The organism is Pseudomonas sp. SWRI50 (assembly GCF_014269095.1).
Taxonomy (GTDB): Bacteria; Pseudomonadota; Gammaproteobacteria; order Pseudomonadales; family Pseudomonadaceae; genus Aquipseudomonas; species Aquipseudomonas kermanshahensis.
On record NZ_JABWRW010000017.1, the window covers coordinates 1 to 26,167 of the forward strand.

General features: G+C 61.6%; 24 protein-coding genes and 2 pseudogenes. 16 read left to right on the forward strand and 10 right to left on the reverse strand.

Annotated features, from left to right (window positions below):
* Positions 1-105: 105 nt before the first annotated feature.
* Positions 106-948, reverse strand: a pseudogene (locus tag HU750_RS17880) (site-specific integrase); the annotation flags it as partial.
* Positions 949-1,259: 311 nt separating this feature from the next.
* Here HU750_RS17880 and rfaD point away from each other — a divergent pair.
* Positions 1,260-2,291, forward strand: coding sequence for an ADP-glyceromanno-heptose 6-epimerase (rfaD, locus tag HU750_RS17885; RefSeq protein WP_186681502.1), 1,032 nt, complete (start codon positions 1,260-1,262; stop codon positions 2,289-2,291).
* Positions 2,292-2,373: 82 nt separating this feature from the next.
* Here rfaD and HU750_RS17890 read toward each other — a convergent pair whose 3' ends face one another.
* The 7 genes from HU750_RS17890 to paaY all read right to left on the reverse strand — a co-directional run bounded on the left by HU750_RS17890 (position 2,374) and on the right by paaY (position 9,629).
* Positions 2,374-4,764, reverse strand: coding sequence for a TonB-dependent receptor (locus HU750_RS17890; protein ID WP_186681669.1), 2,391 nt, complete (start codon positions 4,762-4,764; stop codon positions 2,374-2,376).
* A 115-nt stretch (positions 4,765-4,879) separates the two neighbouring features.
* A complete protein-coding gene (locus HU750_RS17895; protein WP_186681505.1) occupies positions 4,880-5,728 on the reverse strand; it encodes a FecR domain-containing protein in 849 nt (282 codons plus the stop codon).
* Positions 5,725-6,246 carry a sigma-70 family RNA polymerase sigma factor gene (locus HU750_RS17900; protein WP_186681507.1) on the reverse strand — a complete coding sequence of 174 codons (522 nt, stop codon included), beginning with the start codon at positions 6,244-6,246 and terminating at the stop codon, positions 5,725-5,727. The genes HU750_RS17895 and HU750_RS17900 overlap by 4 nt, the downstream gene beginning before the upstream one ends.
* Before the next feature lie 88 nt (positions 6,247-6,334).
* Entirely contained in the window at positions 6,335-7,549 is a 1,215-nt protein-coding gene (locus HU750_RS17905; protein WP_186681509.1) for a type II toxin-antitoxin system HipA family toxin, read from the reverse strand.
* Complete coding sequence (locus HU750_RS17910; protein WP_186681511.1) at positions 7,549-7,893, reverse strand: helix-turn-helix domain-containing protein; 345 nt, start codon at positions 7,891-7,893, stop codon at positions 7,549-7,551. The genes HU750_RS17905 and HU750_RS17910 overlap by 1 nt, the downstream gene beginning before the upstream one ends.
* Positions 7,894-8,028: 135 nt before the next feature.
* The gene (paaX, locus tag HU750_RS17915) at positions 8,029-8,952 is read right to left on the reverse strand and encodes a phenylacetic acid degradation operon negative regulatory protein PaaX (RefSeq protein WP_186681513.1); all 924 of its coding nucleotides are present in this window, start codon (positions 8,950-8,952) and stop codon (positions 8,029-8,031) included.
* Between the two features lie 77 nt (positions 8,953-9,029).
* The gene (gene paaY / locus HU750_RS17920; RefSeq protein WP_186681515.1) at positions 9,030-9,629 is read right to left on the reverse strand and encodes a phenylacetic acid degradation protein PaaY; all 600 of its coding nucleotides are present in this window, start codon (positions 9,627-9,629) and stop codon (positions 9,030-9,032) included.
* A 354-nt stretch (positions 9,630-9,983) separates the two neighbouring features.
* Here paaY and paaF point away from each other — a divergent pair, with 354 nt between their 5' ends.
* The 15 genes from paaF (at position 9,984) to paaZ (ending at position 25,408) form a co-directional block, all read left to right on the forward strand.
* On the forward strand, positions 9,984-10,757 hold the full coding sequence (gene paaF, locus HU750_RS17925) for a 2,3-dehydroadipyl-CoA hydratase PaaF (RefSeq protein WP_027593250.1): 774 nt from the start codon (positions 9,984-9,986) through the stop codon (positions 10,755-10,757).
* A gap of 35 nt (positions 10,758-10,792) precedes the next feature.
* Complete coding sequence (gene paaG, locus HU750_RS17930; protein WP_027593249.1) at positions 10,793-11,584, forward strand: 2-(1,2-epoxy-1,2-dihydrophenyl)acetyl-CoA isomerase PaaG; 792 nt, start codon at positions 10,793-10,795, stop codon at positions 11,582-11,584.
* Between the two features lie 2 nt (positions 11,585-11,586).
* Entirely contained in the window at positions 11,587-13,104 is a 1,518-nt protein-coding gene (paaH, locus tag HU750_RS17935; protein WP_186681517.1) for a 3-hydroxyacyl-CoA dehydrogenase PaaH, read from the forward strand.
* Positions 13,097-13,537, forward strand: coding sequence for a hydroxyphenylacetyl-CoA thioesterase PaaI (gene paaI, locus HU750_RS17940; RefSeq protein ID WP_186681519.1), 441 nt, complete (start codon positions 13,097-13,099; stop codon positions 13,535-13,537). Before paaH ends, paaI begins: the two co-directional genes overlap by 8 nt.
* Positions 13,530-14,750 carry a 3-oxoadipyl-CoA thiolase gene (pcaF, locus tag HU750_RS17945; protein ID WP_186681521.1) on the forward strand — a complete coding sequence of 407 codons (1,221 nt, stop codon included), beginning with the start codon at positions 13,530-13,532 and terminating at the stop codon, positions 14,748-14,750. The genes paaI and pcaF overlap by 8 nt, the downstream gene beginning before the upstream one ends.
* 111 nt (positions 14,751-14,861) lie before the next feature.
* Complete coding sequence (paaK, locus tag HU750_RS17950) at positions 14,862-16,181, forward strand: phenylacetate--CoA ligase PaaK (protein WP_027593245.1); 1,320 nt, start codon at positions 14,862-14,864, stop codon at positions 16,179-16,181.
* Positions 16,182-16,409: 228 nt separating this feature from the next.
* Complete coding sequence (gene paaA / locus HU750_RS17955; RefSeq protein ID WP_099429341.1) at positions 16,410-17,399, forward strand: 1,2-phenylacetyl-CoA epoxidase subunit PaaA; 990 nt, start codon at positions 16,410-16,412, stop codon at positions 17,397-17,399.
* A gap of 25 nt (positions 17,400-17,424) precedes the next feature.
* The gene (paaB, locus tag HU750_RS17960) at positions 17,425-17,706 is read left to right on the forward strand and encodes a 1,2-phenylacetyl-CoA epoxidase subunit PaaB (RefSeq protein ID WP_004374528.1); all 282 of its coding nucleotides are present in this window, start codon (positions 17,425-17,427) and stop codon (positions 17,704-17,706) included.
* A gap of 8 nt (positions 17,707-17,714) precedes the next feature.
* Positions 17,715-18,473 carry a 1,2-phenylacetyl-CoA epoxidase subunit PaaC gene (gene paaC, locus HU750_RS17965; protein ID WP_186681524.1) on the forward strand — a complete coding sequence of 253 codons (759 nt, stop codon included), beginning with the start codon at positions 17,715-17,717 and terminating at the stop codon, positions 18,471-18,473.
* Positions 18,460-18,993, forward strand: a complete 534-nt coding sequence (paaD, locus tag HU750_RS17970; protein ID WP_186681526.1) for a 1,2-phenylacetyl-CoA epoxidase subunit PaaD — start codon at positions 18,460-18,462, stop codon at positions 18,991-18,993. Before paaC ends, paaD begins: the two co-directional genes overlap by 14 nt.
* Positions 18,994-19,008: 15 nt before the next feature.
* Entirely contained in the window at positions 19,009-20,097 is a 1,089-nt protein-coding gene (gene paaE, locus HU750_RS17975) for a 1,2-phenylacetyl-CoA epoxidase subunit PaaE (RefSeq protein WP_186681528.1), read from the forward strand.
* Positions 20,098-20,182: 85 nt separating this feature from the next.
* On the forward strand, positions 20,183-20,491 hold the full coding sequence (locus tag HU750_RS17980) for a DUF485 domain-containing protein (RefSeq protein ID WP_027593240.1): 309 nt from the start codon (positions 20,183-20,185) through the stop codon (positions 20,489-20,491).
* Complete coding sequence (locus tag HU750_RS17985; RefSeq protein WP_186681530.1) at positions 20,488-22,050, forward strand: cation/acetate symporter; 1,563 nt, start codon at positions 20,488-20,490, stop codon at positions 22,048-22,050. The genes HU750_RS17980 and HU750_RS17985 overlap by 4 nt, the downstream gene beginning before the upstream one ends.
* Before the next feature lie 32 nt (positions 22,051-22,082).
* Positions 22,083-23,315, forward strand: a complete 1,233-nt coding sequence (locus tag HU750_RS17990; protein WP_186681532.1) for an OprD family porin — start codon at positions 22,083-22,085, stop codon at positions 23,313-23,315.
* Positions 23,316-23,353: 38 nt separating this feature from the next.
* Complete coding sequence (gene paaZ, locus HU750_RS17995) at positions 23,354-25,408, forward strand: phenylacetic acid degradation bifunctional protein PaaZ (protein ID WP_186681534.1); 2,055 nt, start codon at positions 23,354-23,356, stop codon at positions 25,406-25,408.
* A gap of 54 nt (positions 25,409-25,462) precedes the next feature.
* On the opposite strand, the gene HU750_RS18000 is transcribed toward paaZ, so the two are convergent.
* On the reverse strand, positions 25,463-25,732 hold the full coding sequence (locus HU750_RS18000) for a DUF6555 family protein (protein ID WP_027593236.1): 270 nt from the start codon (positions 25,730-25,732) through the stop codon (positions 25,463-25,465).
* Positions 25,733-25,822: 90 nt separating this feature from the next.
* Positions 25,823-25,978 (reverse strand): annotated as a pseudogene (locus tag HU750_RS18005) (con-10 family general stress protein); the annotation flags it as partial.
* Positions 25,979-26,167 lie beyond the last annotated feature (189 nt).

Sequence of the window (26,167 nt, forward strand, 5' to 3'; positions counted from 1 at the left end):
TGACCGCTTCGATCTTGAATTCTTCGGGGTAACGCTGACGACTCATGGCACCTCCTATTTGGGCCTCATTATGAGGCTTGGAGGTGTCTACGAAACCAGGGGCGATTCATACAACTGTGCAGAAATACCTACGGTTCGTCCGTGGGTTTTCAGCGCAGGCTCTTCAGCACGCGGGTCGCCCGGGTCATTTTCGCGATCATTGATGCTGACGTAGGCGTGCTGAGAACCCTTATTTATATCCGTGGTGTAGAGCTTCAGAAGCTCTCCGCGACGCATGCCGGTTTCCAAGAGCAATTCAATCATTAGCCAATTACGCAGTTGCAAACGCTCCGGGAACGGATTCTCCGCAGCGCCTGGGCGAATCAGTGTGCGAACGATCTGTAGTTGCGCATCTGTCAGGCTGCGGTAACGAGTGCGGTCGGGACGAGCATTGATGATATGGCTCTCAAAGCGCCGCTCAATGACGCCGGCGACATCGGCAAATACCACGTCGATGTCAGCGTGTGTGGCTGAGTTCTGACGGGCGCGCGGGAGGTAACGGGTCACGCACCAAGACAGGTATTTCTTCAGCAAACGCAGGTACTGGTCCCGTGTTCGTGAACCGATCTGCTGAAAAAATACAGTGTCAGCTTTGCCAATTCGGGCCACCAGGTTGTCGGCTTGGCGGCGACTTTGGAGCCAGATGGCGTAACCGTCCAGTAACGCAAGAATCGCCTCGAAGTGGCAGGCCAAGATGGCTTCATCAATATTGAGGTCACGGCTTTTGGCATAGGTGTAAAAAGCCTGGATCGCGCGCAGGTGCGCTGCGGCGGTGCTGTATGCACGATGCCTGAGCTTGAGCTGGACGTAAATGAAAGGGACAAGCATGGGCAACGGCGCTGCGTCACCAGCTTGCACGAGCAGCGGTAGTCGCTGCCCAGAAGAGAAACGGCACTGAATCAGTTTCATGGGCAGCCACCTCATTCGAGGACTATTCATGAACACTATGGACATGGCCCGTTGAGAGAATAGGCCTCAAAAACGAATTCGTCGAATCAGTACCTTACAAGGCTCATGAACATTTATGACATAGCCTGTCGTTTAACATAATATGCATTATGCGAACTCTCGTATAAACCCACACGCCCGTGGGATACCCAGATTCGAAACCAGTACCACGGCGACAACCCACCCAACCATCCCATCCTTTGACCTTGGTTAACATCCCTGCAGATTCCCTCCACTAAAATCCGATCTCCGCACCCTTATGGGGATCTGGCATGACGATCATCGTAACCGGCGCCGCGGGATTCATCGGTAGCAACCTCGTACAGGCGCTCAACCAATGCAACCAAACCGAGATCATCGCCGTCGACGACCTCACCGCAGGCGACAAATTCCTCAACCTGGCTGACAGTGACATCGCTGACTACCTGGACAAGGATGACTTCCTAGACCGGTTTCGGCGCGGACAATTTGGCAACGTACGTGCGGTGCTGCACCAAGGCGCTTGTTCCAGTACCGTCGAAGCCGACGGCCGTTTCATGATGGATAACAATTATCGCTACAGCCGGGACTTGCTGGAGATTGCCCAGGCGCAACAGGTTCCGTTCCTGTACGCCTCATCGGCAGCAGTCTACGGTGCTGGCCAGGACTTTCGTGAACAGCGCGATTGTGAGCGCCCATTGAACGTCTACGGCTACTCCAAATTCCTGTTCGATCAGCATGTGCGCCGGCAGTTGTCAGCTTCGCGCAGTCAGGTCGTTGGATTGCGCTATTTCAACGTTTACGGGCCCCATGAGCAGCATAAAGGCGCGATGGCATCGGTGGCCCTGCACTGTTTCAACCAGTACCAGGCCCGCGGCAAAGTCAGTCTGTTCGGCAGCTACGGCGGTTACCCTAGCGGTAGCCATTTGCGTGATTTCGTCTCGGTGGATGACGTGGTCAGGGTCAATTTATTCTTCCTTGATCACCCGCAACTAAGCGGCATTTTCAATGTAGGTAGCGGACGCGCCCAGTCGTTCAATGATGTTGCGCTGGCAGTGATCAACCGATTACGCAAATACCAAGGCCAACCCCCACTGTCCTTGGAGATGGCCTTGCTTGAAGGCATTCTGGAGTACAGTGAGTTTCCTGAACATTTACGCGGCAAGTACCAGTGTTACACGTGTGCTGACCTGCAGCGCTTACGCGATGCAGGTTACAAGACGGCAACATTGACGGTGGAACAAGGGGTAAGTCTGTATTGTGATTGGTTGCAAGGCTTGCAAAGCCCGCCGCCTGCTCCTTTCAGCCAAGCGACGGCAGCTTGATATTCGCAACTTCTTAACATAACTACGCTAAATATTCATTTAGTGTAGTTATGTTTAAACCAGCCTAAAGGGGCCCTGCCGATCACCATTGGTGGGTATAACTCGCCGTTAACACAGTGCCTGGCGCAGGCAAATGGCTGGTGTTGTTACTGTTACGCATCAGTTGACTGTACAGCGGATAGTAATACCGATTGAACAAGTTCTGGACGCCCACGCTGACCTGATCATGCTCACTCAGCTGGTATTGGCTGATGATATCCACCGTGGTGTAGCCATCTACCCTGCGTCTGCCAAAGCTTTCGACACCTTTGAGGCGGTAATCCTCTGCACCGAAGTAAGTCGCCTGCACGCGATGGCTCCAATCTTCGTCTGGCTTGTATTGAAGATACGCTGTCAGTTTCACAGGTGGAATGCGATAGCCTGTCATGTCTTGCCAATCGCCAGCGTCTGGTTGCTCGCGCCCTTTCATCCAAGTGAAGCTCCCCCCTGCCCCCCAATGCTCGTCGCTGGTCAACCAGTCAGCGCTGCCTTCCACGCCATAGATGCGCTCCTGGGTGCGGGTGAGGATCAGGCCATTGTTGAAGCTCTGAACATCGCCCAGTTTTGATGTGGTGTAGAAAACAGCCAGCGACGCCAACGTCTCCTCGCCCAGCTCGCCGCGCCAACCGAGTTCGTAGTTATTGGTCTTGACCGGCTCCAGGTTGGACGAGCCAATATCGAAACCACGGCGTGCGTTACGCAGCTGCACGCCAATGTCAGGTAATTGGAAACCTTGGCTGAAGGCGGCATAAACCGCCTGGCCGCTAACGGGCGAGTAAGTCAGGCTGATATTGGACAGCAATGCATCGTAATGGACTTTGCCGCCTTCCACCGTGGCGGGGTTGGCGGTGCTTGATTCAGACAGCGGAATGAAGTCCCCGTATTCGGCGGTGGCATATTCATAACGGATGCCGCCTTCCATGGACCACTGCTCGTTGAAACGATGCTGTAACTGTGCAAACGCACCTACGCTGCGCGACGTCAGGTCAGGCATGTAACTCAACTTGCCGATTTTATTGAATACCGTTCCGCCGCTCGCATCAAACGCTTGCGGGTCGAAGATATCGATCGGCATGTCGCTGCGCTCCTGGTTGAAGTCGCCGCCCCACAACAGTTCGGTATCTGCCCCGCCGATCGGGGTTCGCAAGGTAATGCGACTACCAACGACTTCGCTGTTCTGCATGACTTGATCGACATTGCGCCCACGTGTGGCAACGCCACGGGCATCGAAGGGCGTGAAGCGGGTGAAATAGTCGCGGTAGTAAAGCTGGGCATTGAATGTTCCCCCGAGCACTTCCGAGTGACCGTATTCAAGGTTCACCAAGGTGTTCTTGATCTGGTTCTGTTCGTCGAGGGACAACCCGGACAACGGTTGTGCGGGTACGGAACCAGGCGGCAATCGGCTGACCGCTGGGTCGGCGGTATAGTCACTGTTTTGCTCGGCGTTGTAATGGCTGAGGGACAGCTGAATACGTTGCAGCTCATCGATGCGCCAACCAACCTTTCCGCCAATGTTGTAGCTGTTGGAATCGAACAGGTCACCTTGGCTAGGCTCGGGCGCAATGCGGTGCCCTTTGGCATCGTAAGAGGCGCCGATATGGCGTGCGCCGAAATCGAATGCGTAATCCAGGGCACCCTGGGCGCCGGCAACATGATGCTGCAACTGCCCTCCCAGGCCATCGCTGCCCACTTGGCTCAAGGGCGAAACGCCCGTTAGCGTGGTCTCTGCCATTTGCTCGCCGCCTGCGGGCCGCGTGGTGATGGAGATGATCCCTCCCGTTGCACCAGCGCCGTAGATAGCGCTACTGCCGCGAATCACCTCGATGCGCTCGATCAATGCAGGGTCGATATTGGCCAAGTTTCGCGAAGAGTCGCGGTTAGTGTTCAGCGGCACGCCGTCGACCAGGACCAACATCGTACGACCGCGCAGCGTTTGCCCGTAATCGGTGATGGTACGGCTGGAGTCGGCCATCCCAGGGATGCTCTTGGCCAGTAGCGTCGCCAGCCCATCAGAGCCCTGGCGCAATTGCTTCAGTTGCTCGCGTTCGATCACATTGACCTGGCGTGCCTGCGGTACTACACCGCTGGAAAGCCGAGAGGACGTGATCTCCGTGCCTGCTAGTTCAATGGGGCTGGCGGTCGTAGACGGCGTATTACCTGACGCTGCTTCGTTTGACGGTAAAACGATGAATGTCCGCTCATCACGCGCCTGCACCACCAGCCCACTCTGCTCGAGCACCTGGCCCAGCGCCTGCGCCACTGTGTAACGTCCGTGCAGCGCCGGCGCCTGCTTGCTCGCAGTCAGCTCGCTGGAAAACAGCACTTGAGCACCTGTTTGGCGAGCCACTGCATTCAGCGAGCTTTCCAGCGTTGATGCAGGAATATTGAAATCGACAACCACCATGGTTTGCGCGAACGACCACTGGCTGGCCATCAAGGTGCTGGTCAAAATCGAGACGTGCCAAGGTGTACGCAGGAAGAGCTGACTCACTTGTTATTCTCCAGGAGATGAGGTGCAGAGAGTTAGCCGCTTCGCGACGGCCCCAACCCTACCTCGTTGGAGAATTATTTTTTTCCGCTTGGGGCTGAATGCGTACGACCCCGCCTTCCCTGCTCAGCTTCACCGGGAGAATCTCCGGCAGTAACGCCAACAGCGTTTCGACGCTGTCGCTGCTGAAAACACCTGAAAGCGGCAATTTGCCGACATCAGGGTCGGTCAGTTCGATCGGCTGGGCGTAATACCGTTGCAGTGCAGCAACCACCTCAGCCAGTGGCGTACCGGCGAAAACCCAGCGGCTTTCTTGCCAGGCGCTAGCGTCTTCGGCATTGCCTTTGACCACCTCACCGGGGATGCCCTGTTGCACGAGCACCTGCTGCCCAGGCATGAGCAGCGAGGTACGGTCCGCCGCGCGCCCTGTGACTGCCACCTTGCCTTGCGCAACGGTAACCCGCACGTCACCCGCGTACATGTTGACGTTGAATCGGGTGCCGACCACGCGTATGTCGGCGTTGCCTGCATCGACCAAGAACGGCCGATAGTGCATGGGCGAAATGTCGAATAAGGCCTGGCCACGCACCAGTGCAACTTGCCGGGTGCGCAAATGCCAGCTGACGCGTACCTCAGTGCCCCCATCCAGCTTGATCTTGCTGCCATCAGCCAGCTGTATCGCCTGGCGTTGTCCCACCTGCGTGACAAAGTGTTCATTGCGGTACGCAGGATCCTTCCAGGCCACACCTGCGGCCAGGGCCAGCAATACTAGCGGGAGTACCTTGCTGCCTTTGCGGGGCTTGCGGGCAGGTGGCGAGCTGGGTAAAGGGAAGCGCTGCTTCAAGGTCTCGCGACACGCGGCCAGCGCCTCATCGACTGCAGCATCGTCTTTGTTTCGTGGACGGCTCACTGCGCCACCTCGGATTGCAGATGTTCACGGCAAGCGATCATACCGACGCGCAAATGCTTTTCTACGGTTTTCAGCGAGATCCCCAGGCGCTGCGCGACTTCAGCCTGGGGGACCTCATGCAGCTTGTGCATGATGAACACGGCCTGGCAACGCGGCGGCAATCGGGAAATAGCCGCAATCAGCCTGTCCAGTGTCTTCGCCGCGTCGACATGGCGCTCCTGTGGCGCTGCGCTACAGGTGACGTCGGGCAGTTCTGCCATGGCGACGATCAAGCTGCTGCGCCGACGCTCGCGGCGGCAATGCGAGATGGCGTTGTCGTGGGCGATCTTGCGTAACAGCGCCAGGGGCTTGCGCACCCCTTCTTTCTCGTCATCCTCCAGCAACTGAACGCACAGGTCGTGAACGACTTCACGCGCGAACACCCGCTCGCCGAAGCGTCGGCGCACATGATCGACCAGGTCGTCGTAGTGACGGACCAGGGTGGCGAGCAAGGATGGCTTTGGAGGATCTGCCTGCACGGTAGCGATAACAGAGAGGAAATGAGATGCAAGTATAAATGGGAATGCATGTCATTTGAAAGCAGTGTCACCCGCCTCCGCCTTCTTCTTAACTGAGCATGCGAACCGAGCTTACCGCATCAACCGCCATGTCCAGGTCGCTGCCGGCAAGCACCTGAGCGTAATACGCCTTCAGTTCGTCCTCCCACCCCGCCACCTCCACCAGCAGATGCTCTGCATGCTCCCGCGTCAGGGCAAAGTGCGCGTGATGGCTGAGCATATTCGCGCGGCTAATCTGGCTGCCTTCCCGGCCAACTGCCATAGCCAAGGTCTGTGCGGGGCCTTCTTCAAGCATGGGCAGCACGTCGTACATGGGCGACAGGCGCCACCCGCCGTCAACCCAGATCACCGCATGGTTGCGTGGATGGTCGTCGGAGTTGCCCACCAAGGCGTTGTAGCACATGCGCTTGAACAGCGCCTGCAGGTCGGTATCGGGCACACCCCGGCGGCGCATTTCATCGGCCACGGCGGCATAGCGCCAATCCCGATGGTGCGCCCCGTTCCACTCCGAATCCAGCAAGGTCAGCGCGCTGAGCATCGGGATACGTCGGGCACCTTGTGCTATGGGCGTGCGGTCGAAGCGTTCGATCAACAACGTCGAAGGGGTTTCAGCATGCAGCGCGGTCTTGGCCACGTTCAAGCCCTTCCCTGCGGCGAATGTCATGCAGGCATATTCGATCGAGGGCAGGTCGTAATGGTCGAAGCGATCACGCGGCTTGGCCAGAATCAGCATACCGTTATCCTGCAGCGTACGTTTTGGCCGTGCGCCACCCAGGGCCGAACGCTGTTGGCGCACGTTGAGGGTGGCCACCGACTCAGCGTCGAGCTGGCCGTCGTACACCGCTTCGCACGCAGCGACGAACTTGGCCAGGCCTTTCAAGGTTGGTACTGCGCCATCGCCTAAGCCGGGTGCGGGGGTTGTTGCGCCGCCTGCCATCAGGTTGCCAACGCGGTCGTTGTTGGGTGACTTGAGCAGGAAGTCGAGGGTGCCGAGTTCTTGGCCGTACGCCCGATGCAGCAGCCGCTCGCCCCAGCCATCGGGCATGGCGTCATTGATGAAGCCGGGTATGCCGCGGTTCTTGACGATGCCGGTGTAGGCCTCGGCGCGTAACGGGTAATTGATTGGGTCGGGGACCCAGCCGCCGCGCGCGACGTGGTCAGGTGCATAAAGAAACTCCCCGAGCTTGCCTTTGAGGGTCAGCCGGCCAAGGGTGATGACTTCACCTGTCTCGGGGTGCTCCATATAGATGTAGGCACGGGACATCAGAACTCCTCAGGCTTGGGTTTGGCCAGCCGCACGCGGCGGGATGCCAGGCTCTGGTGGGCATCATCGTCATCACTGAACCGGGTGATCTGGGAGGTTTGCTCTATGCCTTCCAGCGAGGCGAAAACGGTTTCGCTGATGCCCAGGCGCCACAACACCAGCATGAATGAACGCAGGTCGACGAGCTCCGAGCCGCCTTCGATCTTGCGAAGGGTATGCGAGGAGACGCCGATGGCAGCGGTAAGGTCCGCTTGGCGCAGGCCGAGTGCTAGGCGCCGTGCCTTGACCAAAAGGCCGATTTTACTGAGGGTATCGGCGCAAGCGACTGGAAAATAAGTCGTCATAAGGCTCGCCATGGTTAACGTTAACTGAGTTAAGGTTAACCATAGCACACTTAAAGATTTTATAAGAAACGCATAATACTCATCTTAGTAAGTATTATCTAGTATAAGGTTAACCAGGGTTAACCTTAAAGATCGCTATGCAAGACCACCAAAGCGCTTGTAAAAACTTTCATTCACGTCAGGCAGTGGGCCGTCAGCCGTTTCGAGCGCACTGTTCAACCACTCTTCGGCCTTGGCAAACACCAGCCGATACAGGTTGCGACACAGCTGCCGTGCTGCCCTGCCCTCCCAATCACCTGGCAGCAACTCATCAGGCAGTTGCGGGTCGCGCAGCAGCAGCCGACGGTACTCGTGAATCAGTAGCGTGCGTGCCAGGAAGCAATCCTGCGCATCGAGCTGCGGCTGCTCTTTAAGGCCCTGCCACAGCGGCCTGAATAACTGGATGAATTCACTGTACTGCTGCCCCAGCTCGTCGATACGCCAACTCTCGCGCACTTGCGCGCGCATGGCCTTGGAAGCAAGCACTTCCTGGGTGTGCGTTTCAAACACGATGCTGTCATCACTGGCCTCCAGCTCGCGCAGCGTCGCGGCCAAATCCGCGCGGTCAGCACGGGGGCAGCCCATCACGTTGGGCGCCATCACCCCGAAGCCTTGCCATTCCAACTCCTCACGCAGGGTTTTGCGCTTGCCGGCTTCCAGTTGTGACAGCAACACCAGGGTCCAGGCGCCATCCCATGCGGGTTGGCTGGGGCTGTAGACGCGCTTGAAGGCTTTTTCGAAGCGCCGACGGCCAGTGCCCGTCAGGCTGTAATAGCTGCGTCGGCCGACTTTTTCGGCGGTCAGCCAGCCTTCCTTGGTCAAGCGGAAGATCGAGGTGCGGATCAGCCGTTCGTTGATGCCGATCGGCTCCAGCAGGTTGATCAGGCTGCCCAACCACACCGTGCCACCATGCGGTTCGATAGCGTCGCCGTACAGGGTGATGATCAGCGAGCTGGCGCGGATCGGCGTCTGTTCCTGAAAACGAGTGATCAGGTTGTTCAGTGGGGCAAGTGTGCTCATGGAGGAACTGTGCGCGGGGAAAGCACCGACTATACCTGCGCGGCGGGTTGCCTGGCCATTGCGTGACGCAGACAGGCTCATGCTGGCGACTTGCCTTTGGGCCGGATGCCGGAGTCACCCATGCGCGGGCGACCCTGCTCGGCTTCGGTCAGCGGTGGGCATTCGACCAGCGCGGTCATGCAGCGCTGCGTCAGGTGCTGATACTCCGCTGTGCCGCGCTGCTTCCAGGCCAGCTCCTGGTCGGTCAGCGGGCGCTTGACCTGTGCCGGGCTACCCACCACCAGGCTTTGTTCGGCGCATTCGAACCCCGCCTTGACGAAGGCCGTGGCAGCAACGATGCAGCGCGGGGCTACATGGGCGCCATCCATTACCACGGCATTCATGCCTATCAGGGCATCTTCGCCCACGCGGCACCCGTGCAGCACCGCGCCGTGGCCGACATGCCCATTGCGTTCTATGACCGTGTCGCCCCCCGGAAAGCCATGCATCACGCAGGTGTCCTGTAGGTTGGCGCCCTCCTCCAGCACGATGCGGCCGAAGTCGCCCCTGAGTGAGGCCAGCGGGCCGACGTAGCAACGCGGGCCAACGATGACATCGCCAATCAGCACTGCGCTCGGGTGCACATAGGCAGTTGGATGAACCACGGGGGTCAGGCCGTCTAGCCGGTAGCAAGGCATGGCAAAGCTCCTGAAATGATTTGAAATGTGACAAGTCCTTGTATCACAAAAATGTAGCGCGTCAATTGTGCGATGCCTGTATCGCTTTGTTGTCAGCCTTATTTGCAACCTGTTTTTACAGAAAAAGCCCTATTTATCTGAAGATGAATCGTTAAATCACTTTTTTGAATAGCTCATCTCCCGCGCAGAAATCACCACAAAGAGATACGTTAAACGCTTTTTGATGTTGCTTTGGTGTATCGCATAAGGCATATACTGTCCGCACCTGAACGTGGCGCAGCCCACGTCCCTGCAAACAATTCCAAGAAATGCCGGCCAATCGATGTGCCGTGCGAGCAGCCAGAGGAACCCGATATGCCTCGTTATCTCGATGCGCAAGCGCCGGAGCACGGCGTCCGGCTCATCACCCTGCAACGGCCAGAAGCGCTGAATGCTCTGTGCACAGCGTTGCTGGCCGAGCTGGCCAGCGAGCTGGATGCCGCCGAGCGTGATGATCAGACCCATGCCGTGGTGATTACCGGCAGCCGCAAGGCGTTCGCCGCCGGCGCCGACATTGGCGAGATGGCCGAGCGCGACCTGGTCGGCATACTCAATGACCCTCGCGTTGCGTGTTGGCAACGGATAGCCGCGTTTTCCAAGCCGCTGATCGCCGCCGTTAACGGCTACGCCCTGGGCGGCGGTTGCGAGCTGATGATGTGCGCCGACATCGTCATTGCGGGCAGCGACGCCCGTTTCGGCCAGCCGGAGATCAACCTCGGCATCATCCCCGGCGCTGGCGGCACCCAGCGCCTGCTGCGCGCGGTTGGCAAGCCGCTGGCCATGCACATGGTGTTGACCGGTGAAGCCATCAGCGCCCAGCACGCCTTGCAAGCCGGCCTGATCAGCGAAATCACCCAGCCGGAACTGGCCGTGGAGCGGGCCGTGCAAGTGGCCCGCATTATCGCGGCCAAGGCGCCGCTGGCAGTGCGCCTGGCCAAGGAAGCCTTGCTCAAGGCCGGCGATACCGACCTTGCCAGTGGCCTGCGCTTCGAGCGCCACGCGTTCACCCTGCTCGCCGGCACCGCCGACCGCAATGAGGGTATTCGCGCCTTCCAGGAAAAACGCCAGGCCCGGTTCAAAGGCTGCTGAGCACCTCCCCATTCGACTGACCAAGCGAGTCTGCCATGACGTTCGAACACATCCTGTTTTCCATCGAGGACGGCGTTGCCCTCCTGTCGCTGAACCGCCCGGAGCAGCTGAACAGTTTCAACACGCCCATGCACCTGGAAGTGCGCGAAGCCTTGAAGCAAGTACGCCAGAGCAAAGATGCACGGGTGTTGCTGTTGACTGGCGAAGGCCGCGGCTTCTGTGCAGGCCAGGACCTGTCTGATCGCAATGTCGCGCCGGGGGCCGACATGCCGGACCTGGGTGAGTCCATCGATAAGTTCTACAACCCACTGGTGCGCACCCTGCGCGATTTGCCGCTGCCGGTCATCTGCGCCGTCAACGGCGTGGCTGCGGGCGCCGGGGCCAATATTCCGCTGGCCTGTGACCTGGTACTGGCCGCCCGTTCGGCCAGCTTCATCCAGGCCTTCTGCAAGATCGGCCTGGTGCCGGATTCTGGCGGCACCTGGCTGCTGCCACGGCTAGTCGGCATGGCGCGGGCCAAGGCGTTGGCGATGCTGGGCGAACGCCTGACGGCCGAACAGGCCCAGCAATGGGGGTTGATCCATCGCGTGGTCGACGATGCCGCGTTGCGCGACGAGGCCCTCACCCTCGCCCGCCACCTCGCCACGCAGCCCACTTACGGCCTGGCCCTGATCAAACGCAGCCTGAATGCCAGTTTCGATAACGGGTTCGACCAGCAACTGGAACTGGAGCGCGACCTGCAGCGCCTGGCTGGCCGCAGCGAGGACTACCGCGAAGGCGTAAGCGCTTTCATGAACAAGCGCACGCCTGCGTTCAAGGGGCGTTGAGCATGAGCGCACTCGACCGCAACACCCAAGTGGCCGTGATCGGTGCAGGCGCCATGGGCGCAGGTATCGCCCAAGTGGCCGCGCAAGCCGGCCACCCGGTCAAACTCTACGACAACCGCCCCGGCGCCGCCGCCCAGGCAGTGGCGGGCATCGATCGTCAGCTCGCCCGCTTGGTAGAAAAAGGCAAGTTGCCTGCGGGCGAGCGGGAAGCGATCGTCGCCCGCCTGTGCCCAGCCGACACCCTCGACACCCTGGCCGATGCCCGCCTGGTGATCGAAGCCATCGTTGAAAACCTGTCAGTTAAGCAAGCCTTGTTGCACGAGCTTGAAGCGCTGTGCGCAGACGACTGCATCCTGGCCAGCAACACCTCGTCACTCTCGATCACCAGCCTGGCCGCTGGCTTGAAGCGCCCACAGCAAGTGGTGGGCATGCATTTCTTCAACCCGGCACCGTTGATGGCCCTGGTCGAGGTCGTTTCGGGGTTGGCTACCGACCCTGCCGTGGCCGCCTGCCTTTACGACACCGCCAAAGCCTGGGGCAAACAGCCGGTGCATGCCCGCTCAACGCCGGGCTTTATTGTCAACCGTGTAGCCCGGCCGTTCTACGCCGAGAGCCTGCGCCTGTTGCAGGAAGGTGCAGCCGATTGCGCCAGCCTGGATGCGCTATTGCGTGACGCCGGCGGCTTTCGCATGGGGGCCTTCGAGCTCACCGACCTGATCGGCCATGACGTCAACTATGCCGTCACCTGTTCGGTGTTCGAGGCGTTTTATGGCGATTTCCGCTTCCAGCCTTCGCTCGTGCAAAAGGAGTTGGTGGATGCCGGGCGCCTTGGCCGCAAAACTGGCCAAGGTTTCTATAGCTATGCCGAAGGCGCCGAGCGCCCGCAACCTAAAGCGCTGCAAAGCACGGCGCAGGTTGCGTCCTGCGTTATCGAGGGGCATCTGGGCGTCATGCAGCCCTTGGTCGAGCGTTTGCGCGACAGCGGCATCGCCGTGACCGAGCGCGCCGGCAATGGCGTGATCCAGGTCGGCGATGCCACGTTGGCGCTTTCCGACGGCCGCCTGGCCACGCAGCGTGCCCGCGAAGAAGGCCTGCGCAACCTGGTACTGGTCGATCTGGCCCTGGACTACAGCACGGCTTCCCGCATTGCGATCAGTTGGTCTGCCGACACCACCCGTGAGGCCCGCGACCAGGCCGTGGGCTTGTTAACCCGCGCCGGCTTGAAAGTGACCGCAGTCGCCGACCTGCCTGGCCTGGTCGTGCTGCGTACGGTGGCGATGCTGGCCAACGAAGCCGCCGATGCCGTGTTGCAAGGCGTTGGCTCGGCGGCCGATATCGACCTGGCCATGCGCGCCGGCGTGAACTACCCCTGCGGCCCCCTGGCCTGGGCCTCGCGCATCGGCATAAGCCAGACCTTGCGTGTACTCGACAACCTGCAGCGCAGCTACGGCGAAAGCCGCTATCGCCCTTCCCTGCTATTGCGCCGCTGCGAAGCCCAAGGAGGCAATCTGCATGACTGAAATCGAGCTGGCACAAGCGTGTGCCGATGCCATGTTTTCCCGCGATCACGCCACCCAAGGGCTCGGCATCAGCCTACTCGAAGCCGGCCCTGGCCAGGCGCGCCTGCGCATGCCGGTGCGCGACGACATGATCCAGGGCCACGGCACCTGCCACGGTGGTTTCCTGTTCGCCCTGGCGGATTCGGCCTTCGCCTTCGCCTGCAACAGTTACGACCAGGCCACCGTGGCTCTGGGTTGCAGCATCGACTACCTGGCGCCGGCGCTGCGCGACGACGTGCTGACTGCCACGGCCAGCGAAGTCAGCCGCAAAGGCCGTACCGGCCTGTATGACGTTCGCATCGAGAACCAGCGCGGTGAGCTGGTGGCGATGTTCCATGGCAAATCCTACAAAGTACGCGGCACGGTGCTCGCGCAGGAGACACAAGATGACTGAACACACCTTGGCCGATGCGCTGATCATCGACGCCGTGCGCACGCCGATCGGCCGCTACGCCGGCGCCTTGAGCGGCGTGCGCCCCGACGACCTGGCCGCCATCCCGCTCAAGGCCCTGATCGCCCGCCACCCGGAGTTGGAGTGGGCGGCAGTGGACGACGTAATCCTCGGTTGCGCCAACCAGGCCGGTGAGGACAACCGCAACGTTGCCCGCATGGCCAGCCTGCTGGCGGGCCTGCCGATCGAGGTGCCGGGCACCACCCTCAACCGCTTGTGCGGCTCTGGCATGGATGCTATTGGCAACGCGGCCCGTGCCCTGCGCTGCGGTGAAGCCGGGCTGATGCTGGCCGGCGGCGTGGAGTCGATGTCGCGCGCGCCGTTCGTCATGGGCAAATCGGAGCAAGCCTTTGGGCGCGCCGCCGAACTGTTCGATACCACCATCGGCTGGCGCTTCGTCAACCCGTTGATGAAGGCCGAACATGGCACCGACTCGATGCCTGAGACGGCTGAGAACGTCGCTGCCCGTTTCGGTATCTCCCGTGAAGACCAGGACGCCTTCGCCCTGCGCAGCCAGCACAAGGCTGCCGCCGCCCAGGCCCGAGGCCGCCTGGCCCAGGAAATCGTGCCGGTCGAAATCCCCCAGCGCAAAGGCCCGGCCAAGCGCGTCGAGCACGACGAACACCCGCGTGGCGACACCACGCTGGAGCAGTTGGCCAAGCTCGGCACGCCGTTCCGCGAGGGTGGCAGTGTCACCGCTGGCAACGCCTCTGGCGTCAACGACGGTGCCTGTGCACTACTGCTGGCGAGTACCGCAGCGGCCCAGCGCCATGGCCTTAAAGCCCGCGGGCGCATTGTCGGAATGGCTGTGGCCGGGGTCGAGCCGCGCATCATGGGCATCGGCCCGGTGCCGGCTACCCGCAAGGTGCTCGAACTCACCGGGCTGTCGCTGGCCGACATGGATGTCATCGAGCTAAACGAGGCCTTCGCTGCCCAAGGCCTGGCGGTATTGCGCGAGCTTGGCCTGGCCGACGACGACAAGCGGGTCAACCCGAACGGCGGCGCCATTGCCCTGGGGCATCCGTTGGGCATGAGTGGCGCGCGCCTGGTCACCACCGCACTGCACGAACTGGAAGAAACTGCCGGACGCTACGCCCTGTGCACCATGTGCATCGGCGTTGGCCAAGGCATCGCCATGGTCATCGAGCGCCTCTGACCAACGGCTTGTTACCGAACACAACGCAGCCGGTTATGCTGCGCCCATGACACTCACCGCCCGGCTGCGAACCCGCGCCGGGCGGCGTACAAGAACAATTCGAGTGAAGCCATGAACATGTACCATGATGCCGATCGTGCCCTGCTTGACCCTATGGAAACCGCCAGCGTCGACGCCCTGCGCCAGCACCAACTCGAGCGCCTGCGCTGGAGCCTGAAACACGCCTACGACAACGTGCCGCTGTACCGCAAACGCTTCGACGAATGCGGCGCGCACCCCGATGACCTCAAGTCGCTCGACGACCTGGCCAAGTTCCCCTTCACCGGCAAGAACGACCTGCGCGACAACTACCCGTACGGCATGTTTGCCGTGCCCCAGGAAGAGGTCGTGCGCCTGCATGCCTCCAGCGGCACAACGGGCAAGCCGACCGTGGTCGGTTATACCCAGAACGACATCGACACCTGGGCCAATGTGGTCGCCCGCTCGATCCGCGCCGGCGGGGGGCGCAAAGGCGACAAAGTGCACGTTTCGTACGGTTATGGCCTGTTTACCGGCGGGCTCGGCGCGCATTACGGTGCCGAACGGCTGGGGTGCACGGTCATCCCCATGTCGGGTGGCCAGACCGAGAAGCAGGTGCAACTGATCCGCGACTTCCAGCCCGACATCATCATGGTCACGCCCTCTTACATGCTCAACCTGGCCGACGAGATCGAGCGCCAGGGCATCGACCCGCACGACCTCAAGCTGCGCCTGGGCATCTTCGGTGCCGAGCCCTGGACCGACGAACTGCGGCGCTCCATCGAGCAGCGCCTGGGTATCCAGGCCCTCGACATCTATGGCCTGTCGGAAATCATGGGGCCCGGGGTGGCGATGGAGTGCATCGAAACCAAAGACGGCCCGACCATCTGGGAAGACCACTTCTACCCCGAAATCATCGACCCGGTTACCGGCGAGGTACTGCCGGACGGGCAATTGGGCGAGCTGGTATTTACCTCGCTGAGCAAGGAGGCGCTGCCGATGGTGCGCTACCGTACCCGCGACCTGACCCGCCTGCTGCCAGGCACCGCGCGGCCGATGCGGCGGATCGGCAAGATCACCGGGCGCAGTGACGACATGCTGATCATTCGTGGGGTCAACGTGTTCCCGACCCAGATTGAGGAGCAGGTACTCAAAATAAAACAGCTTTCAGAGATGTACGAGATTCATCTGTATCGCAATGGCAACCTGGACAGTGTCGAGGTGCACGTGGAGCTGCGTGGCGAATGCCAGGCGATGGACGAGGGCCAGCGCAAGCTGCTGATCGGTGAACTGACCAAGCAGATCAAGACCTACATCGGTATCAGCACCCAGGTGCGACTGCAGCCCTGCGGCACACTCAAGCGTTCTGAAGGCAAGGCGTGCCACGTGTTTGACAAACGGTTGGCCAGCTGACTTATCAGCTGCCTTTTTACGGCCCCGGCTCAGTCCGGGGCTTTTTTTTGCCTGTCCTTTCGCAGTGCAAGGCTGCTCCTAAAGGTGGTGCGCGACCTTGTAGGAGCAGCCTTGTGCTGCGAAAGGTCCGCAAAGCGATACACAAATCTTATTTGATACATATAAAACTGTTTGACGTTATGTTTTGTATCGCTTACAAATGACTCATGCCTTAGCAGGAGTCGGAACATGTACGCACAGCTAGTCGAAACCGGCGTCAAACGCGTCAAGTCCCTGGACGAAATGTCGCCCGAAGAGCGCGATTTCCAGGAAAAGATCGACGCCGAGATCAAGATCGAAGCCAAAAACTGGATGCCCGAGGCCTACCGCCAAACGCTGATCCGGCAGATCTCCCAGCACGCCCACTCGGAAATCGTCGGCATGCTGCCCGAAGGCAACTGGGTCACCCGCGCCCCAAGCCTGAAACGCAAGCTGCAACTGATGGCCAAGATTCAGGACGAAGCCGGCCACGGCCTGTACCTGTACAGCGCCATGGAAACCCTCGGCGCCGACCGCGACGAAGAGATCGCCAAGCTGCACAGCGGCAAGGCCAAGTACTCGAGCATCTTCAACTACCCGACCCTGAGCTGGGCCGACATGGGCGCCGTAGGCTGGCTGGTCGATGGCGCTGCGATCGTCAACCAGGTGGTGCTGCAGCGCACCTCCTACGGCCCCTACTCCCGCGCCATGATCCGCATCTGCAAGGAAGAGAGCTTCCACCAGCGCCAGGGTTACGAGCTGCTGCTGACCATGATGCGCCACGGTACCCAGGCTCAGAAGGACATGGTCCAGGACGCCATCAACCGCCTGTGGTGGCCATCGTTGATGATGTTTGGCCCCAGTGACGAGCACTCCCCCAACAGCGCCCAGTCGATGGCCTGGAAGATCAAGCGCCAGACCAACGATGAGCTGCGCCAGCGCTTCATCGACCAGACCGTGCCACAGCTCGAACTGCTCGGCTGCACCGCGCCAGACCCGCACCTGAAGTGGAACGAAGCCCGCGGCCACTACGATTTCGGCGACATCCAGTGGGACGAGTTCTACGAAGTCATCAAGGGCAACGGCCCCTGCAACCTGGAACGTGTCGCCACCCGGCGCAAGGCCATCGAGGACGGCGCCTGGGTACGCGAGGCCGCCGTTGCCTATGCGCGCAAGCAACAGAACAAGAACGCCGCCTGAGCGGCGATTGATGCGGAGATCGAAAATGTCTGTCTGGACCCTCTACGAAGTGTTCGTGCGCAGCAAGCACGGCCTGAACCACAAGCATGTCGGCAGCGTGCATGCCGCCGACGCCGCCATGGCCATCGAGAATGCCCGTGAGCTGTACACCCGCCGCAGCGAAGGCGTGAGCCTGTGGGTGGTGCCATCGGCGCTGATTACCGCCTCCTCCCCTGACGAGAAAGACCCGCTGTTCGCCCCCTCGGACGACAAGGTCTACCGCCATGCCAGCTTTTACGAGCTGCCCGACGAAGTCGGACACATGTGAGGTTGGCCATGCATAAAGAAGCGCTTATCCCCTATTTGCTGCTCCTGGGCGACAGTGCCCTGGTGCAGGGCCAGCGACTCTGTGAATGGTGCGGCCACGCACCGGCCATCGAGGAAGAACTGGCCTTGATGAACGTCGGCCTCGACCTGGTCGGCCAAGCCCGCAACTGGCTGGACTACGCCGCCGAATTGCTCGACGACGGCCGTGACGCCGATGCCCTTGCCTACCGCCGTGACGAACGCGCCTACCGCAACCTGCTGCTGGTCGAACAACCCAATGGCGACTTCGCCGTGACCATGACCAAGCAGTTTTTCTACGACGCCTGGCACTTCGCGGTGCTGCAGGGCCTGGCTGCGTCCCGCGATGAGCGTATCGCCGGCATTGCTGCCAAGGCACTCAAGGAGGTCACCTACCACCTGCGTCGCTCCGGTGAGTGGGTGCAACGCCTGGGCGGCGGTACCGACGAAAGCCGTCGGCGCATGCTAGACGCCATCCCAGCGCTGTGGCGCTTCACCGTTGAACTGACCGCGGGTAGCGACAGCGAAGTTCAGCTGGCCGAAGTCGGCATCGCTGCTGACCCGGCCGCCGTCGGCGCGGCCTGGCTCAAGCAGGTAAGCGCGACTTTCGACTCAGTCGAGCTGCCGCTGCCCAAAGCCGCCAGCTATTTCTACCTGGACGGTCGCAAAGGCCTGCACACCGAGCACCTGGGGCTGTTGCTGGCCGAAATGCAGTTCCTGCCACGGGCCTACCCCGATGCGACCTGGTGAGCTGATCGCCAGCGACCTCGGCGCCCGTGCCGCCCGAGGCGACGACCTGGCCCGGGCCTGGGCGGTGCTGGAGCAGGTCATGGACCCGGAAGTGCCGGTGGTGAGCGTGGTTGACCTGGGCATTGTCCGCGACCTGGGCTGGCGCGCCGGCCACCTGCACCTGGTCGTCACGCCAACCTATTCCGGTTGCCCGGCGACCGAGGTGATCGAGGCCGATATCCGTGACGCGCTGCAACAGGCCGGTTTTGCTGCCCCCGCACTGGAGCGGCGCTTGACCCCGGCCTGGAGCACCGACTGGATCAGCGACCTGGGCCGCCAACGCTTGCGCGCCTATGGCATAGCGCCGCCCGAAGGCAGCACCAGCAAGCGCAGCCTGCTCGGTGAGGCGCCCCAAGTGTGCTGCCCGCAGTGTGGCAGCGCGCATACCGAACTGCTCAGCCAGTTCGGCTCCACGGCTTGCAAGGCGCTGTACCGCTGCCGCGAGTGCCTGGAGCCATTCGACTATTTCAAATGCATTTGAGCCGTGGAGAACACCATGAGCCAGTTTCACAGCCTGACCATCAAGCAAGTACGCAACGAGACCCGCGACGCCGTGTCCATCGTCTTTGACGTACCCGAGCACCTGCAGACGCAATTCCGCTTCACCCAGGGCCAGTACCTGGTCATGCGTACCCAGCTGGATGACGAAGAAGTGCGTCGTTCCTATTCGATCTGCAGCGCCGTGCAGGACGGCGAGCTGCGTGTGGCTGTCAAGCGCGTGCCAGGCGGGCGTTTTTCGGCCTTTGCCAATGAAGTGCTCAAAGCTGGCCAGCAACTGGAGGTGATGCCGCCGTCGGGCAGCTTCTTCGTGCCGCTCGACCCCGCCCGCGAAGGCCACTACCTGGGCGTTGCCGCCGGCAGCGGCATTACGCCGATACTGTCGATCATCGCCACCACCCTGGCAACAGAACCGCACAGCCGTTTCACCCTGCTCTACGGCAACCGCTCAAGCTCCGGTGCGCTGTTCCGCGACAAGCTCGAAGACCTGAAAAACCGTTATCTGGACCGCCTGAACCTGATTTTCGTGTTCAGCCGCGAACAGCAGGACGTCGACCTGTACAACGGCCGGATCGATGCCGACAAATGCGGCCAGCTGTTCTCCCGTTGGCTGGACGTCGCCACGCTGGACGCTGCGTTCATTTGCGGCCCCCAGGCCATGACTGAAACCGTGCGTGACAGCCTGCAGGCCAACGGCATGGCCAAGGACCGCATCCACTTCGAACTGTTCGCCGCCGCGGGCAGCGAAGCGCGCCGCGAAGCGCGCCGCGAAGCCCGTGAAGCTGCGCGCCAGGTGGATTCGGCGCTCAGCCATATCACCGTGATCAGCGATGGCCGGGCGCTGAGCTTCGACCTGCCGCGCAACAGCCAGAACGTGCTGGACGCCGGCAACGCCATCGGCGCCGAACTGCCGTACTCGTGCAAGGCCGGCGTGTGCTCGACCTGCAAGTGCCGGGTGATCGAAGGCGAGGTCGAGATGGACAGCAACCATGCGCTGGAAGACTACGAAGTGGCGGCGGGGTATGTGCTGTCGTGCCAGACCTACCCGGTGAGCGACAAAGTGGTGCTCGACTTCGACCAGCTCTGATACCTGGCCCGCGTTGAGGCCCTAAGCACCACCGCAACACCTGTGTGACCTCAAAAACAACTACAACACCAAGAGATCGCTTGCCATGACCCCCGAACGCATAGAAAGCATCGCCAACCATCCCGACTTCCAGCACCTGGTCCGGCGCAAACGTCGCCTCAACGGCACCCTGACCCTGGCCATGCTGGTGATCTATTACGGCTTCGTCCTGTTGGTGGCGTTCTCCCCCAGCACCCTCGGCCAATCGCTCAGCGGTGGCGTGACTACCGTTGGCATGCTGGTGGGCGTGCTCATGGTGCTGCTGTCGTTCGCCCTCACCGGCATCTACGTGCACCGCGCCAACAACGTGCTCGACCCGCTGAACGACAAGGTCAAGCAGGAGTGCGCGCAATGAACTGGACTGCCATTTCGATGTTCATGGTGTTTGTCTGCTTCACCCTGCTGGTAACCCGCTGGGCCGCACTGCGGACCCGCTCGGCGAGTGACTTCTACACCGCTGGCGGCGGCCTGACCGGCATGCAGAACGGCTTGGCGATCGCTGGCGACATGGTCAGCGCCGCGTCCTTCCTGGGCATCTCGGCCATGATGTTCATGAACGGCTACGACGGCTTGCTCTACGCCCTGGGCGTACTGGCCGGCTGGCCAATCATCCTGTTCCTGATCGCCGAACGCCTGCGCAACCTGGGCAAGTACACGTTTGCCGACGTCGTGTCCTACCGCCTGGCGCAAACCCCAGTCCGCCTGACCTCGGCATTCGGCACCTTGGTCGTCGCGCTGATGTACCTGGTGGCCCAGATGGTAGGGGCCGGCAAGCTGATCGAGCTGTTGTTCGGCATCAGCTACCTGTACGCGGTGATGCTGGTCGGGGTGCTGATGGTCGCCTACGTGACCTTCGGCGGCATGCTGGCAACCACCTGGGTGCAGATCATCAAGGCCGTGATGCTGCTGTCCGGCACCAGCTTCATGGCGTTCATGGTGCTCAAACACTTTGGTTTCAGCACCGAAGCGATGTTTGCCAGCGCCGTGGCCGTGCATGCCAAGGGCCAGGCGATCATGGCGCCGGGTGGCTTGCTGTCGAACCCGATCGATGCGATTTCCCTGGGGCTGGGCATGATGTTCGGCACTGCCGGCCTGCCGCATATCCTGATGCGTTTCTTCACCGTCAGCGATGCCAAGGAAGCGCGCAAGAGTGTGTTCTACGCCACGGGTTTCATCGGCTACTTCTACTTGCTGCTGATTGTCATCGGCTTTGGCGCCATCGTCATGGTCGGCACCGAGCCGTCCTACCGCGATGCGGCAGGGGCGATCATCGGTGGCGGCAACATGGTCGCGGTGCACCTGGCCCAGGCGGTGGGTGGCAACCTGTTCCTGGGTTTCATCTCTGCCGTGGCCTTCGCCACCATTCTTGCGGTAGTGGCAGGCCTGGCCCTGTCCGGCGCTTCGGCGGTTTCCCACGACCTCTATGCCTGCGTGGTACGCAAAGGCCAGGCCACTGAACAGGAAGAAATGCGTGTCTCGCGTATCGCCACCCTGGTGATCGGCTTGCTGGCAGTGGTACTGGGGCTGGTGTTCGAGTCGCAGAACATCGCCTTCCTCTCCGGCCTGGTACTGGCCGTGGCTGCATCGGTCAACTTCCCGGTGCTGCTGCTCTCGATGTTCTGGAAGGGCCTGACCACCCGTGGTGCAGTGTGCGGCAGCATGGCCGGTTTGCTCTCGGCCGTGGTGCTGGTGGTACTGGGCCCGGCAGTGTGGGTCAACGTGCTGCACAACGAACAGGCGCTGTTCCCTTACAGCAACCCGGCGCTGTTCTCGATGAGCCTGGCGTTTTTCGGCGCCTGGGTGTTCTCGGTCACCGACACCTCCGCGCGTGCCAGCGAGGAGCGTGGTCGCTACCTGGCGCAGTTCATTCGCTCCATGACCGGTATCGGCGCTGCCGGCGCCAGCAAGCACTGATTTCGAGAATAACCATGTCGGGTACAACAACAATGAACCGCACTCGCTTCTCTTCTGCCGCTTGGCTTGCCACGCTCGCCCTGCCCTTGCCGGCTATGGCCGACTTCGTCAGCGACAGCCATGCACGCCTGGAACTGCGCAACCACTACATCAACCGCGATTTCCGCCAGAGCAATGCTCCGCAGGCCAAGGCCGAGGAATGGGGCCAAGGCTTTACCGCCCGCGTGGAGTCCGGTTTTACCGAAGGCCCGGTGGGCTTCGGCGTTGACGCCATGGGCCAACTGGGTCTCAAGCTTGACTCCAGCCGCGACCGCCGCAACACCGGCTTGCTGCCCTTTGGCCCGAACAGCCACGAGCCTGTCGATGACTACAGCGAGCTGGGCCTGACCGGTAAAGCACGGGTTTCCAAGAGCACCCTGCGCCTGGGCACCCTGCAGCCGATCCTGCCGGTGGTGGTGTACAACGACACCCGTCTGTTGTCTTCCACGTTCCAGGGCGGCCTGCTGACCAGCCAGGAACTCAATGGCCTCACCGTCAACGCCGGGCGCCTCACCAAGGCCAACCTGCGCGATTCGTCCGGCCGCGACGACATGGGCTACGGCGCAGCCAGCAGCGACCACCTGGATTTCGGCGGCGGCAGCTACGCCATCACCCCGCAGACCAGCGTCAGCTATTACTACGCCAAGCTCGAAGACATCTACCGCCAGCAGTTCGTCGGCCTGGTCGATACCCGCCCACTGGGCGAAGGCCTGAGCCTGCGCAGCGACCTGCGCTATTTCGACAGCCGTAACGACGGCGCCGAACGCGCCGGCAACATCGACAACCGTAACTTCAACGCCATGTTCACCCTCGGCGTCAGGGCGCACAAGTTCACCGCCACCTGGCAACAGATGTCCGGCGACAGCGCCTTCCCCTTCGTCAACGGCGGCGACCCGTTCACGGTCAACCTGGTGACCTACAACACCTTCACCCGCGCCGGGCTCGATTCCTGGCAGGTGCGCTACGACTACGACTTCGTCGCCATGGGCATCCCGGGTCTGAGTTTCATGACCCGCTACACCGACGGCCGCCACGCCGAGACCGCCACGGTCAGCAACGGCCGTGAGCGCGAACGCGACACCGACCTCACCTACGTCATCCAGAGCGGCCCGTTCAAAGACGTCAGCCTGCGCTGGCGCAACGTCACCTTCCGTTCCGGCAATGGCCTGACCAATGCCGTGGACGAGAACCGCCTGATCATCGGCTACACCTTGGCGCTGTGGTAATAGCGCCCTTCCCCCATTAGAACAGCATGGAGAACAGCATGTCTGACGCCCCAACCCTGCAAAGCTTCATTGCCGGTCGCTGGATCGGCCAGCACGGCGCCCAGGCCCTGCGCAGCGCCTTGAACGGTCACGTTCTGGCCTACAGCCATGAAGAGCGCCCGGATTTCGCCGAAGCCGTGGACTTTGCCCGCGCCCGTGGCCTGGCCGCACTCATGGCCATGGACTTCCAACAGCGCGCCGCCCGCCTCAAGGCCCTGGCCTTGTACCTGGCCGAGCGCAAAGAGCAGCTTTACGCCTTGTCCCACCACAGTGGCGCCACCCGCGCCGACAGCTGGATCGACATCGAAGGCGGTAACGCCACACTGTTCGCCTATGCCGGCATCGGCAGCCGCGAACTGCCCTCCGGCAACCTGGTGCACGAAGGCCCTGCAATACCGCTGGGCAAGCAAGGCCACTTTGCTGGCAGCCATATCCTGGTGCCGCGTGCTGGGGTCGCCGTGCACATCAATGCGTTCAACTTCCCGATCTGGGGCATGCTCGAGAAGTTTGCCCCGACCTTCCTGGCCGGCATGCCGTGCATCATCAAGCCCGCTACCTCGACCAGTTACCTGACTGAAGCCGTGGTGCGCCTGATGAACGCGTCGGGCCTATTGCCCGACGGCAGCTTGCAGTTGGTGATCGGCAGCACCGGCGACCTGCTCGACCGCTTGCAGGGGCAGGATGTAGTGACCTTTACTGGCTCCGCCGATACCGCCGCCAAACTGCGCGTCACGCCGAACCTGATCCGCAACTCGGTACCGTTCACCGCCGAAGCGGATTCGCTGAACTGCGCGATTCTCGGCCCGGACGTGACCCCGGACAGCGAAGAGTTTGACCTGTACATCAAGGAGGTGGTCCGCGAAATGACCACCAAAGCCGGGCAAAAATGCACCGCCATCCGCCGCGCCATCGTCCCAGCCAAGCATATCGATGCCGTCGCTACCCGCCTGCGCGAGCGCCTGAGCAAGGTGGTGGTGGGCGACCCTTCAGTGGAAGGCGTGCGCATGGGTGCCCTGGCCTCGCATGACCAGCAGCGCGACGTTGGCGAGCGTGTACGCAGCCTGCTGCAGAGCTGCGACCAGCTGTTCGGCGCCAGCGACGGTTTCGCGCCGCGTGGTGAGGGTGTTGCCGAGGGCGCGTTCTTTGCGCCGACCCTGCTCCAGGCCCGCGACCCGCATGCTGAAGGTGGTGCGCACGATATCGAAGCGTTCGGGCCGGTCAGCACGCTGATGGCCTACGATGACCTTGACGAAGCCCTGGCCCTGGCTGCCCGCGGCAAGGGCAGCCTGGTGGCGACCCTGGTCACTGCCGACCGCGCCGTTGCCGCCAAAGCCATCCCCGTGGCGGCTGCCTGGCACGGCCGCCTGCTGGTGCTGGACCGCGAAGCCGCGCTGGAATCCACTGGGCATGGCTCGCCGCTGCCGCAACTCAAGCACGGCGGCCCCGGCCGCGCGGGTGGCGGTGAAGAGCTGGGCGGCCTGCGCGCAGTCAAGCACTACCTCCAGCGTGCGGCCGTACAAGGCTCACCGAGCATGCTCACGGCGGTAACGGGCGAGTACGTGCGCGGCGCAGAAGTGATCGAGAGCGAAGTGCACCCGTTCCGTCGCTACTTCCAGGACTTGCGTATCGGCGAGTCGCTGTTAACCCACCGCCGTACGGTGACCGAGGCAGACCTGGTCAACTTCGGCTGCTTGTCGGGTGACCACTTCTACATGCACTTCGACGAGATCGCCGCCAAGGAATCGCAGTTTGGCAAGCGTATCGCCCATGGCTACTTCGTGCTGTCGGCAGCAGCGGGCCTGTTTGTATCCCCTGGCGCCGGCCCGGTGCTGGCCAACTACGGCCTGGATACCCTGCGCTTCATCAACCCCGTAGGCATTGGCGACACGATCCAGGCCCGCCTGACCTGCAAGCGCAAGATCGACCAGGGCAAGGCTAGCCCGTTGGGGCAGCCGCAAGGCGTGGTGGCGTGGGACGTTGAGGTTACCAACCAGCTGGGGGAGCTGGTGGCCAGCTATGACATTCTGACCTTGGTATTGAAGAAGGTTGACTGAGTAGCCTACCTGCCAAACGATGGGCTGCCTCGCAGCCCATCGCTCATTCATTCATCAACCCACCACGGCTGGGTCACCCACCGATTGATTGGGCTTGCTCCCGGAAATACGCCAGCTCACGGCGGTAATCCCATACCGTTCGGCCATTGGCCTGCTGACTTTCTTGATCTTTTCCCGCCCGAATTTCGGAATGATGCCGATGCCCGCATCACAGCTGGCCCAATGCCAGGCCTCGGCATTGTCCAACCGTTCCAGGCGGATGATGAAACTGCGCGGTTGGCCATGCAGTTGGTAGTCGATGATGTACAGCTGTGGACCAGGCATCGCAGGGGCCTCCTCTTCTCCATGGATGACCTTTTGATTGATCTGGGCAGTGCCAGAAAATTCAAAAAATTTGCCAACCTAGGACAATCGTTACGATCGCCGTCCGCCGCCATGGCTGTTCTGGCCACCCTTGCGGCCGGCCTCAGCGGCGCGTTCACGGTCATTGGCGAAGTTGCCACCCGACACCTTGCCGCCTTTGTGCCCGGCCCGGGAGGCTTTCTCCCGGTCGTTGGCAAAATTGCCCGAGTTGGTTTCCTTGGTGCCGCCGCGCTGGCTGGTACGTTCTTGATCACGCGCCATGTCGTATCTCCTTGCGATGGAAAGGTTGCTGGGCCGTACCTTGATTCCGAGCCAGCAAATACGGGCAATGCTCAATCGAATTGCACACGGCTGACGGGTGGTGCCAAACGCCACCAGGCCAAATGCTTGCGTGGC